At 47.1% G+C, this 10,981-nt stretch carries 12 protein-coding genes; 5 read left to right on the top strand and 7 right to left on the bottom strand.

What is annotated here, in order from left to right; genetic code table 11:
• Positions 1 to 66 precede the first annotated feature (66 nt).
• From EKM75_RS00960 to EKM75_RS00970, 3 genes are all read right to left on the bottom strand, one after another.
• Positions 67 to 651 carry a DUF5776 domain-containing protein gene (locus tag EKM75_RS00960; protein WP_125691264.1) on the bottom strand — a complete coding sequence of 195 codons (585 nt, stop codon included), beginning with the start codon at positions 649 to 651 and terminating at the stop codon, positions 67 to 69.
• A gap of 99 nt (positions 652 to 750) precedes the next feature.
• Complete coding sequence (locus EKM75_RS00965; RefSeq protein WP_125691266.1) at positions 751 to 1,413, bottom strand: hypothetical protein; 663 nt, start codon at positions 1,411 to 1,413, stop codon at positions 751 to 753.
• Positions 1,414 to 1,496: 83 nt separating this feature from the next.
• Positions 1,497 to 2,765 carry a DUF5776 domain-containing protein gene (locus EKM75_RS00970; RefSeq protein ID WP_125691268.1) on the bottom strand — a complete coding sequence of 423 codons (1,269 nt, stop codon included), beginning with the start codon at positions 2,763 to 2,765 and terminating at the stop codon, positions 1,497 to 1,499.
• Between the two features lie 948 nt (positions 2,766 to 3,713).
• Here EKM75_RS00970 and EKM75_RS00975 point away from each other — a divergent pair.
• Entirely contained in the window at positions 3,714 to 5,084 is a 1,371-nt protein-coding gene (locus EKM75_RS00975; RefSeq protein ID WP_125691270.1) for a hypothetical protein, read from the top strand.
• A 60-nt stretch (positions 5,085 to 5,144) separates the two neighbouring features.
• On the opposite strand, the gene EKM75_RS00980 is transcribed toward EKM75_RS00975, so the two are convergent.
• Positions 5,145 to 5,819, bottom strand: a complete 675-nt coding sequence (locus tag EKM75_RS00980) for a hypothetical protein (protein ID WP_125691272.1) — start codon at positions 5,817 to 5,819, stop codon at positions 5,145 to 5,147.
• A gap of 312 nt (positions 5,820 to 6,131) precedes the next feature.
• Between EKM75_RS00980 and EKM75_RS00985 the strand changes: the two genes are divergently transcribed.
• Positions 6,132 to 6,920: a hypothetical protein gene (locus EKM75_RS00985; RefSeq protein ID WP_125691274.1), complete on the top strand. Its 789-nt coding sequence runs from the start codon at positions 6,132 to 6,134 to the stop codon at positions 6,918 to 6,920.
• A gap of 238 nt (positions 6,921 to 7,158) precedes the next feature.
• On the top strand, positions 7,159 to 7,539 hold the full coding sequence (locus EKM75_RS00990) for a MarR family winged helix-turn-helix transcriptional regulator (RefSeq protein ID WP_125683562.1): 381 nt from the start codon (positions 7,159 to 7,161) through the stop codon (positions 7,537 to 7,539).
• Between the two features lie 54 nt (positions 7,540 to 7,593).
• On the opposite strand, the gene EKM75_RS00995 is transcribed toward EKM75_RS00990, so the two are convergent.
• Both EKM75_RS00995 and EKM75_RS01000 read right to left on the bottom strand, forming a co-directional pair.
• Positions 7,594 to 7,851 carry a hypothetical protein gene (locus EKM75_RS00995; protein ID WP_125683564.1) on the bottom strand — a complete coding sequence of 86 codons (258 nt, stop codon included), beginning with the start codon at positions 7,849 to 7,851 and terminating at the stop codon, positions 7,594 to 7,596.
• Positions 7,852 to 7,985: 134 nt separating this feature from the next.
• Positions 7,986 to 8,588 (bottom strand): hypothetical protein, encoded by a 603-nt coding sequence (locus EKM75_RS01000; RefSeq protein ID WP_125691276.1) that lies wholly within the window; start codon positions 8,586 to 8,588, stop codon positions 7,986 to 7,988.
• A gap of 862 nt (positions 8,589 to 9,450) precedes the next feature.
• On the opposite strand from EKM75_RS01000, the gene EKM75_RS01005 reads away from it, so the two are divergent.
• Positions 9,451 to 9,717, top strand: coding sequence for a hypothetical protein (locus EKM75_RS01005; protein WP_125683567.1), 267 nt, complete (start codon positions 9,451 to 9,453; stop codon positions 9,715 to 9,717).
• A gap of 191 nt (positions 9,718 to 9,908) precedes the next feature.
• On the opposite strand, the gene EKM75_RS12680 is transcribed toward EKM75_RS01005, so the two are convergent.
• Entirely contained in the window at positions 9,909 to 10,070 is a 162-nt protein-coding gene (locus EKM75_RS12680; RefSeq protein WP_164508693.1) for a hypothetical protein, read from the bottom strand.
• Between the two features lie 323 nt (positions 10,071 to 10,393).
• Here EKM75_RS12680 and EKM75_RS01010 point away from each other — a divergent pair, with 323 nt between their 5' ends.
• Positions 10,394 to 10,777: a hypothetical protein gene (locus EKM75_RS01010; RefSeq protein WP_125691278.1), complete on the top strand. Its 384-nt coding sequence runs from the start codon at positions 10,394 to 10,396 to the stop codon at positions 10,775 to 10,777.
• The last annotated feature ends 204 nt before the right edge of the window (positions 10,778 to 10,981 follow it).

Raw genomic sequence — 10,981 nt, forward strand, 5'->3', positions numbered from 1 at the left:
TAAGACCGATAAAGGGTGGCCAAAATGCAACACTTTAAAGAATTTGAAATATTAGTTAATGTCAGACTACTTTTTGATCACCAACACTTTGTTGGCTGAAACGTAATGCCCGTTTGGTAAAACGAACCGATTAGCCAGGTGGTATGACTTAACGGCCTTGACCTTCAGGACGGTGCCGCGGGTGTAGTGACGTTGCGACTTGCCAGTTAGGCTAGCGGTTTTGTAAGCGTTCAGTCCGTGGCGACTTACCACTTTGATGCGTTTGGGCGTTGATTGATAGTAGGTACTTTCGACGTAAGCCTTGTTTGCCGTGATGTAGCCGCGGAGTTTGTCGGTTGTCTTGGTGTGGTTGACGTCACGGACCTTATAACGCAGGGTACCGTTCTTACTCTGGGCGTAACCGGTGACGACAAATTGTGGCCGCTTTGTCCGACTTTCCTTGGCGTAGAAATGTTTGCGGGTGGCCTTGGTAAAGTTTGGCGTCTGATAGAGGCCAATTGCTTTGGTGGCGTAGACGGCCTCACCTTTGACGGCCACGGGCTGAGTAGCCGGTTTGTCTGCCGTGGATGATTCACTCGCACTGCTGGACGAACTACTGGTGTTGGTGCTACTACTGTTACTACTGCTGTTACCGCCACCGCCGGGTTTCACCGGATCAGCGTTCTTGATGTAGTGAATGGTGGTCGTGAAGCCGTCGGAAGTGACGGAGTCATTGTCGCGGAGCGTGTAACCAGGAATGTCATAGTGGGCCTAGGTGAGGTCGGCCTGCAGGGTGTGCACCATGTCGGTCATATCGCTACCCAGGACACTTGGCTGGTCACCAGGCTGAGGCGTACTGATTGGTAGAACCAGTGGTGCCTGAGCGTCCTTGCCATTTTGGTCGGTAAAGTTGATTACAAGGTTGGTGGGGTTGAGACCACCATCGTTGTTGGTCAGAGTACTGTTCCCAGCATCTAGGCCGATATCTTTGACACCAGGACCAGCAACTTTGACCCATTCAGAGGTGCTGGTACGAGCAAATAAGCCAGCAGTGTTGTAGTCTTTACTGTCATTCGGGTTGCGTGGCTGAAGGCTGAGTTGCAGTTGATCAACCGAGTACGAGGTTTGTCCGTTCAGGACTTCTTCTAGGCTAACTCCCTGTGGGTCAAAGATAGGGTAGGTCGTGTTTTCGTCAGCGGTAAGCGTTATGACGTTATTATAGCCTGCACGATCAGGCATTGTGGTCCACACAGCGTAAGTCGTACCAGGCATGACCCCATGAGTTGCCGTGTCACTACTGTCGGCGGTGATTTTAGTCGTGGGGGTGGTGGAATCCCCAGTAGCGGCGTGCGCCTGGACTTGTGTTGCGGCGCCGGCAGTCAGTAAGACTGCTGAGAAGAGTAAAGTTGAAAGTCCAATTTTCTTGATTGTCATAATACAGTTCATCTCCTAAGAGTCACGCCAGTCAGCAACTAAATTTAGTTACCAGCTGGCGTGAGCAATTTTGATTAAAGCGGTTATTTCTTAATGACTAACGTTTTATTGGCGGAAATGTAATGGCCGTTGGGTAAGACAAAGCGGTTCGTCAGGTGGTACGACTTAACGGCCTTGATCTTCAGACTGGTGCCGCGGGCATAGTGCTTCAGAGCTTTACCCTTCAGGCTAGCCTGACTGTAGGCGTTGATACCGTGGCGACTCAGAACTTTGATAGTCTTGGGATTGCTCTGGTAATAAGTATTCGTGACATAAGCACTGTTGGCCGTAATGTAGCCAGTCAGCTTAGCGTTGTGGACGTCGCGAACCCGGTAGCGTAGGACACCATTCTTAGAGCGAGCGTACCCTGTGACGATAAATTTGGGCCGGTTGATCCGGGACTGCTTACTATAGAAGTGTTGCCGGTTAGCCTTGGTGAAGGTTGGCGTCTTGTAGAGACCGATTGCCTTGGTAGCGTAGACAGCTTTATTTTTGACGGGAGCAGGTTGATTGGCAGACTGGTCCGCGGATGAGGATTCGCTGCTGGAAGAGCTGGAATTGCTGTCGGTGTTGGTGGTATTGCTGGTGTTGTTGCCAGTGTTGCCACCAGGAGTATCAGGGTTAACCGGTGTCTCCTTGGAAACGTAGTGGAACGTGGTCGTGTAGTCGCCATCGGTGGTGACTGGATCAGTGGCACGTGGGGTGTAGCCATCGATGCTGTACGTCATTTGTGGCAGGTCGTCACGAATGCTGGTCATGGCAGTTTTGATGGAGTCGTTGACATGACTATTAGGATCGTCTTCTCCAAGGTATGAATCAATGGGAACTATTAGAGGATTTTGAATGGCCTTGTCGTTTTGATCGACAAAATTAACGGTAAAGTTAATCGGTGATTTTCCACCGGTAGAGTATAATTCATCGGAACTTCCACCAATGTAAATAGAGACTTTTGAATTTAACTTAATCCACTGGGTAGGATTACCTTGGAGTTGTAATAATAAACTGTCAGTGTTGTCGGGTTCAAGATTAACAGCGATTTTTGTGACAATTTGTGCGTTAGGACCAGGGGTTGTTCCATTCTGTACGCCGTGGTCGTCGTACGTGGGGATGCCGTTTGCGGCAGAAGCCAGAATAGCCACGGAGCCGGCAGGCAAATCAGCCCAAACGGTGTGGGCACCGTCAACAATGCCATGAGTGGCGTCAATTGTATTGGTGGCCGTAGCTGTCCCGGTCGTTGGCGTATCAGTAGATGAAGCGGTTGCATTTGTCTGAACGGCAACACCAGCAGTTAGTAACGTAGCGGAGAAGAGCAAAGCAAAGCTGATAAACTCAATTTTTTGAATGTCATGAAATACTCAATTCCCTTCTTATGTAGAGATATATGAAATCCTATAGCTTGAGTATAGGGTTAGACCGGGGGAAAGGACAACGAGTTTTCCCGGAAAACATTTATGAATACGATAAGTGATTTATTCTGTCGACGAAGCGACTGTCTGGTGGAGAATACCGTGATCAATGGACTTGTTCGTCCAATTACAAGCAAAGTGGCAACAAGGATACAGGAGTGAGAGAATTAGAACGTTCTCATGTCAGCGCGGGGTATTCCACATAATGAAGATATTGGTTGTTAAGTGACAGCAGGGACAAAGTCTCACTAATAGGAAGTAATTGCGTTATTGACCATTAATAATGGGGTCTGACTGTCCAATCGTTCTCTACAGGGATGCCCATCAACAGCCAAATTCAAGGCAAAACAAAAAGGGCCGACGAATATGACTTCGCCGACCCTTTACCTTAAAGAAGTTAATCGTTTCCGTTCTCCGCGGAAGCGATCACTTTAAGGTAATAATTTCCTGTTGCCAAAAAGCATCACCCCCTTTCTTTTAATAACAGCAGTATGGACCCAGCCGAAAAGAAATGCAAGTAAAGTGACCTTCCTTAAAGGTGCATTAAGCTTTAAACGGTTTTAAAGGTTTAAGTATCGCTTAAACAATAGGTTTCAGGAGGTTTTCATTAACTGGTACCGCTTTTAAAAAGATGTCAATACTGTTACAGAAGCCAGCTTATTATTTCATTCCAACGACAAAAAGAGCATAATCCTTGTTTCCCCGCAACTATCAAGCTATAATCATAGTCGTAGTTAGGGGATAGCAGACGAGTTAGTACTTTTAAAGAATATATTTCTTAACAAAAGCGCTAATTTCAGTTATACTATTCTTGCTTGATAAATTACATATTTTATGTTTGGAGGAAGAAAGATTATGCAATCAAGTTTAAAGAAATCACTTTACTTGGGCCTCGCTGCTTTAAGCTTTGCCTCAGTTGCTGCAGTTTCAACTACTGCCTCAGCTAAGTCATATGCTAAAGCCGGTGCCTATACTGTTTTAAAGGCTGACGCTGCAGAACGTAACGTCGAAGCTACTGGTACTAACGCTTTATACACTAAGCCAGGTACTGTTAAGGGTGCTAAGGTTGTTGCATCCAAGGCTACCATGGCTAAGTTGGCTTCATCAAAGAAGTCAGCTGACTACTTCCGTGCTTACTACCAACAAGTAACGAACAAGGGGACTGTTTACTACAAAGTTGTTTCCATGGACGGTAAGTACCGTGGATATGTTTACGGTGGTAAGAAGCAAGGTACCTTTGCTGGCGGAATCAAGTCTGCTAAGACGATGCAGGACGCTTCATTACCTTCAAACACGACGGTTTACTTCACTAAGCCTGGCAAGTCCAACGTTACGTGGGATGCTCCTAAGAACACCCAATACAAGGCTTCTAAGCAAGTTAAGGACACCACGCCATTTGCTACGGATACTTTGACGGTTACTAAGGCAGCTACGAAGACCCGTGAAGGTTCTCTGTACTACTACGTTGAAGATGCTAAGAACCCAACTATCAATGGTTGGATCTACAGCGGTGCCGTTACTGCTACTAAGCCAGCAACTGACACTTACAACGAAAAGACTGACGTTAAGGTTAACTTTGTCTCAGCTACTGGTAAGACTGTTGCCTCAACCACTTTAAGCAACTTAAATGGGTCTGACAACAAGCTTGCAACTGCTAAGGGTACTGATGTTAGTGCTGATGTTAAGACTAAGGCTACTGATGCTTGGGGCAAGGCCTTATTAGCTGGTACTGGGTACACTTACACCGCTGCTGATTCAACGAACGTTTCAGCTATTGCAGGTGCTAAGACTGGTGACACGCTTTCATTGATCGTTAACCAAAACGCCAACGCTGACACGAAGATCCAATTTTACGGCTTGAACAGCGACCAAACTAAGGGTGCTGATCAACTGAAGGCATACACTTCTGATACTGCAACTGCTACGACGGTTGTTTTCCCTAAGGTTAGTGCTGCCTTCACTGGTGCCGCTGACTCTGCCTTCACTGGCAGTGACTTACAAACTTACTTGACCACTAACGGTCTGACGACGTTAAACACGCCTTCATACAAGGACGCTAATGGCAAGCAAGTATACACCAAGTACACGTTCAACAATGCCGTAGCTGGTACTTACAGCACGACTAAGAACGCTCAAGCCTTTTACAAGGCTACTGTTGTTGACGGTGCTTCACCAGTTGACACGCCAACGACTACGACTACTAATAGCGCAAGTTACTTTGCCTAAGTCGTACAATTAGATAATACACGAAAGGCATCGCCCACCGGCGATGCCTTTTTTGCGTACTCAACGATTTGCCAGCAGCTTCCGGGAATTCGGTAACTGCAAGGGTAACTCACTGCGACTAACGCCGACAGCGTCACAAATAGCCGCCACTAAATCCTTGACGTACAGCAGGCTGGCAATGTCGTGGGTACCCAGTCGAAATTCCAGCATGTACAGATCATACATGGTAAAGGGCCGTTCGCCACTCTCAACGGCTAAGTAGTCGCCATCGGCGTAGACCTTGGTTGCCACTTTCTCCGCCAGTTCAGGTTCCACCTGGGTGCGCAGGCACCGCAGGATGGTGGGGTAATCGTTACAGACAGCCGGGTCGGTTAAGGCTGGCGCCGGTGATTTTAAGAAGGCACAACGAGTCATCGCCGCGCGGGGGTCCGTGCTTGGGTTGGTTAAGTCAGCGAACACTGCTTCTAATCGCTGATAGAAGAGTTGGGCGGTCGCTTCGTGCAGGTCGGTCACCCGTCGTAGTCGCGCCACGTCCGCGTGTGTCAGTTGGTAATTTATGAGAATCAATTCCAGGTCGTCGGGGTTGGGGACCGAGATGCAGTCACGTTCCAGCTCACGTAAGTACCAGCCGGGAACGTCCACATCCGCCAGCACCTCGTCTGGCGACACGTTGGCGCCCATGATTACCCGGGCTACCGTCAGAATCTCTCCCAAGGAATGTCGGTCGTTTGCCATCGTCATGGCCTCCTTTAGGTTTTGGCCCAGTATAACAAACCATCCTGTGGCCAACATGATAGAGGAGTGAGAAAACGAATTAATTCTATATAATTTTAATTATAGTTCGTCGGGAATATACATAATAATTTTGCCCCAACACCGTTAAAACAGCTAAATGGTGCGAATGAGAAGAAATGTATATTTTAAAAAATAAGTGTATTTTTCTTGCTATTATTCGGTTTTTGTGCGATTGTATAGCTGAGCCACAAGACAGCCATGGTAAGCTTTTCGGTGCCTTAATGTCTTCGAGAAAATAACGGAGAACATAGAATGACAAGTGCACTACTATATGGTTTAACGCCCGAATATCAGGCGTGTGTGGTAAAGACAGGGGAAGTCGACCTGACTAAGCTCCAATTGGCAGACGTGGAACGCTTTGTTCCGGGGACGACGCTTGAAATGGATTGGGAATCATTGATCTATATCAAGAATTGTCGGCGTACGGGTCAACGTTTGGACACGATTGTTTGGACTGCTAAGGACGGCTTCTTCCGCACGGAGATTACGTCTGGTTCTTTGATTAACCAGCAACTGAATGCGGGCACGCAGAACTGGCATGAATTGGGAACGATTGCCAAGGTCCTCGAGCTATCGCGACCACTACCAATGGTGCTTGGGAAGACGATGGCGATTAAGACCAGCGAGAATAAGCAAGGAAATCATTTCAGCTGGTTAGGGGTTCACGCTGTGAGTAACGTGAATCAGACCTTTCAAGAAAATCGGGTCAAAATCCTCTTACACTGTGGTTTGAGCATGGTGATTGCTGATTCGGTCAGTCGTTTAGGGAAGAAGATGGGGGAAGCTCACCAGATTCTTGGTTTTCAACAGGAGCGCCACGCTTACGCAAGCCAACAGAATATACCTAGTCATAGTGGCTATTTTCCGCCGAGGGAAGAACTAAAAAATTTTAATTTTGAGCTGTACTACAGTTTTGCCCTCAAATTAATTCGGAAATCAGGCTACGCTATCACTGAGCAGAAAGCTTACGATTTAACGGCGGAAATCCTCCAGGACAAGAATCAGCGGCTACGCCATCTGGACGACGAATTAGGCACGTAACGTGCGGAAAGATGGGGAGTGACGTACTCTCAGTGAGTCCAAATACAATGATTATTATAAAAAGTTTGGCTAAGATGTGATTTGTTTATAATATAGTCGGTTATCTATGGTAGGATATTTAAGAGAGGCAGCTTGGGGGTCAACCTTTTTGGCCTCTAACTAATTTTCACGCGATGACTATGTTTAGACAAACCGGTGGGGGTGGCAGCCCACCGGTGGTCACGAGGAGGAGAGAGTCATGATGGAAGCGAACAAACTAGCCGTAGATGTCGAGCGGATTCACCAACTGAATTCACTTCTACGGCCCTTCATCAAACGGCCAAGCACCGGGGATGCGATTACCTTTGAGCAATACCGGATCTTACACGAACTGGCGGGAGAAAAGATCAGTACTAGCGAACTTTCCCGTCGGTTGAATGTCGGTCAATCAATGGTCTCCATTCAGATTAGCCGACTGTTGAACGGTGGCTTTATCCAGGATGAAACGTTACCGACCGATCGGCGATACCACGTTTTCCAGATCACCCCGCGGGGACGCCGGGTCGAGGAGCACGTCAGTGAAGTTTTATCCGGTGCGCTGCCAGACTTGATGTCCCAACTTGGGGAGATTCTCAAATAGTTTGGCATAACAAAAACGGGTCCGAGACAATCACGTCTCAGGCCCGTTTCGTTATTATTCGGCTGCTTCTAATTCTTCAGCGGGTTCTTCCATTGGTTTGCCAGCGGCGTCGACCAATTGAAGTTCACTGTAGCGAATCACGACCAAGTCACCGAAGGAATCGATCTTATCGGTTTCTTTTTTGGATAATTGATCTGGTTCGACTTTCACCAGCGCAGAATGTTCGTAAGTCTTAGTAATGGTTCCGTAGAAAGCATCTGAGAATAATTCAGTCTTTTCGCAGAACACACGATTATCTTCATGTAATGCCATGGCAATCGTCCCCCATAAAAGTAATTTATAACAGAGTAATGGTCTCATGGAAAAATGTCAAGGACTTTTTGGCCAAAACATAAATATAGCGAAAATATTCAGGGGATTTCCTAGTAAGTGATTAGTTCAACAAACTAACCGCGCCGTAACGCCTCGATACGTGACTGGGTAGCGAACGTTTGAAGTAACTCACTTTGTTGGGTAACCTGGGCGGCGAAATCAGACAGGAACTTCAGATCAATATCGCTTAATCCTCGTTGACGTTGCGCAGCCGTGAGCAGGTCATCGACCTGTTGGCGGAGCTGTTGATTGGTGGCCAACACCTCACCAAATGCCGTTGTAGCGGGAAGGCCACTGACAGCCGTTGTGTGGACGACTGGTGCTGAAGCTGTCTTAGCGGACACTTGAGACGTTGACGCTGCCATAGCGGCTGAGGTGGCCGCCTGAACGCGTTTAGGTGCGGGGGTGCTGGCGTCAAAGTAATAATAGACCTCACGCGGCTTGAGTGCCGCCTTTTTGATCCGTTGGTCGATCGAAGGGGCGGCTGAGACTGCGCCCATCACGACGGAGGAGACGTAGCCCTGTTCGCCTAACATTTGACGCAGGGTGACGGCTCGGATGCCCCGGATACCCGGGAACTTTTCTTCGGATACGACTTCCGTTTGGGTGTCGTCTTGAAGCCATGCGATAATTTGCTGCCGAATCTTGGCAGCCTGACTGTTCTTGGTATTTGCCATTCTTTTTTTGCCTCCGTGTGGGTTGATGGATACTGGTTGATTTGGTTAGTGCTGTGCTTGCTTGTCGCGATTGGCTGGGCAGGGCGCCGCCCTGTGGGGCAGACCTGGGAGCCAAAGGGCGGTCTCCCAGGCGCCTTGGAACCTCGCTCAAACCCGCGAGTTTCCAAGGCCGGCCCGTGGTCTAAGACCGGGTAAACCGCCCGCCCTAAGACCACCTTCACTGGGCTCTGCCCTGCCCAGCCAAGCGCTACCGTGGATGTATGATGCCATTGGATGCGTGAACCCACGGTGGCGATTGGTCTGGTGGGAGTTGCTAGCAGCTGGTGAAGTCAGTTTGCTCGGTTGAATTTCTAGTATCTTTAAACAGTGTTAGTTTTCCTAATGATGCGGGTGATTATTCTCTGCTAACTATGCGTGGCGTTCATTGCTTCTTTAGTGTTATGACCGGGATAGATGGATCTGCCACGCTTGCGTCTTCACTAATTAATAATTAAATGACGTTGTTATTAATATTGAAGCATTATTTATGGGGTGCTGACAAGCGTTTGATGTCAAAAATCGTGAAATACTTGGGAGTTTTTGCGGTTACTAATCATTTTACAGTAAGTATGGTACAATCAGAGTACATAGAGAACTTTCTGGTGAAACCAAACTGGACGTGGTTTGGCAGGCTGACATCACTGTGCGCGGGTAGGTCAATCGAGACAATGCTGGCCGTGATGGTCACCTTCATGGTGTGTTTCCATGAATCTTTGATTGAGCGAACGCCGATATCAAGGAGGGGGCGCCTAGCGACTCTTCCTTTTTGTTACTCACGCCGTGCACCACCGAAATGTCGAATGAATATAGGAGTGAACAAATTTTGCATATCTTTAGAGATGAAAACGGGATTCGTCTGGTCGTTTCCCACCAGCTCGGACATTACGCCGTCCATTTCGCGAACTACGCCCCAGAACAAGAATTCGTGAACTACGAGTTAAGTCGCGATAAGCATGGCCGTTATCATCTGACCATTGAGAAATCGAACTTACGTGAATTAGCCCAACCAGTTTTCCAAAAGGAACTGGTCTTCGGTGACTTAGGCGACAGCCTGAACCCCGTTGAAGGCGTAACCTTAATGTTGATTTAGGGTGAAGCACTGTGATCTGAGATCATGGTGTTTTTTAATTTGACGATCAAAAAGGGATTCAGACGACTTTAACGTGTCTGAATCCCTGTACTGTATAGCCGTCTAATTGATGGTTTAAACCAATTTAGAATTAATTCGAAATCGTTTCTTTTTGAGCTTTTTCCAATTTCGCAAGAACATATTCGATGCGCTTAATCATTAGTATAGCCGTCCGGGTCATCGAGAATTTTCATGAATTTATCGATTGAAACTATTGTGGTTTCGCCATTTTTGACTTCCTTTAAGGCTTGCTTGAAATCTGCAGCTAGCGTGTCATTGGTTGGTTTGAAAGGCAGTCCGTTTTCTTTGATCATGGTTGCTAACCTCCTATTGGTGTCATCTGGTGGAAATTTTATCACCGTTTGTTACGAAGTCATAGTGCATCGACTTTTGTTTCGTCTAATTCACGACTTGATTAATGATTTGTAATGGCGTTGGCAATCGTGTTTTAGTGACTGAATTTTATGGCGGGTTGATTGTTGTTGGCAGTAGGATTAGTCCAAGTACGCAGTGGTTTCTTGAAGCCAGTAACTGTTAACGGTTAATTCAATTGCGGCTAATCAGCCGCTACATTGTGGTTAACGGGAGAATGGTTTATTCTTAAATTAAATAAGTGTGATTATTGGAGGAGATTGCGATGCGGCGCTATCTACGCGGACTCATGCCATTAGTAATTAGTCTGTTAGTGATTAATTTTAAACTCGACGTTTCAGGGGTTGAGCCAGTTTGGACCTGGTGGAGTCTTTATCTATTGCTCAACTATGGCTTGTTTTTCCCATCGGTGGACGGCTGGTTACGGACTGGGAGTGTGAAGCAAATCAAGCAGTTTCACCCTAAGTCAGATCAGGAAGCCATGCGGTTGGGAGCCAATTACGCCAATACTGGGCACACGGGTGTCGGGCGGATTGGTGATGCCAGCGGTGATAGTCGGTTAAGTAACTGGGGGACCGATTTTATTCTGCGCCTGTTGATTATCTGGTTTGGTGTGTTTTGGTATCTATGGTTGAAGCTAAAGAAGTAAGATGTGCTTAGGCGGTTTGAATTAGGCCGACTCTAACTGCTTGTTGTTTAGCAAACGGCTAAAATCAGTCTGAGTTTTGAGAAATGTATTTACTAAAAGAATGAATTTCAGTCAAGCGCTGACCCTCTGTTATGATCCCTCTGTGGTTGTCAGATGAAATAATATAATTCATCTGACAATGACGGAGGGATTTTCGTATGCCAA

Source organism: Levilactobacillus tongjiangensis (assembly GCF_003946345.1).
Lineage (GTDB): Bacteria > Bacillota > Bacilli > Lactobacillales > Lactobacillaceae > Levilactobacillus > Levilactobacillus tongjiangensis.

Excerpts from the sequence above, each read along its gene's own strand:
- EKM75_RS00965 (WP_125691266.1), bottom strand. The coding sequence starts at position 1,413 with ATGACAATCAAGAAAATTGGACTTTCAACTTTACTCTTCTCAGCAGTC.
- EKM75_RS00975 (WP_125691270.1), top strand. The coding sequence starts at position 3,714 with ATGCAATCAAGTTTAAAGAAATCACTTTACTTGGGCCTCGCTGCTTTA.
- EKM75_RS00980 (WP_125691272.1), bottom strand. The coding sequence starts at position 5,819 with ATGGCAAACGACCGACATTCCTTGGGAGAGATTCTGACGGTAGCCCGG.
- EKM75_RS00985 (WP_125691274.1), top strand. The coding sequence starts at position 6,132 with ATGACAAGTGCACTACTATATGGTTTAACGCCCGAATATCAGGCGTGT.
- EKM75_RS00990 (WP_125683562.1), top strand. The coding sequence starts at position 7,159 with ATGATGGAAGCGAACAAACTAGCCGTAGATGTCGAGCGGATTCACCAA.
- EKM75_RS00995 (WP_125683564.1), bottom strand. The coding sequence starts at position 7,851 with ATGGCATTACATGAAGATAATCGTGTGTTCTGCGAAAAGACTGAATTA.
- EKM75_RS01000 (WP_125691276.1), bottom strand. The coding sequence starts at position 8,588 with ATGGCAAATACCAAGAACAGTCAGGCTGCCAAGATTCGGCAGCAAATT.
- EKM75_RS12680 (WP_164508693.1), bottom strand. The coding sequence starts at position 10,070 with ATGATCAAAGAAAACGGACTGCCTTTCAAACCAACCAATGACACGCTA.
- EKM75_RS01010 (WP_125691278.1), top strand. The coding sequence starts at position 10,394 with ATGCGGCGCTATCTACGCGGACTCATGCCATTAGTAATTAGTCTGTTA.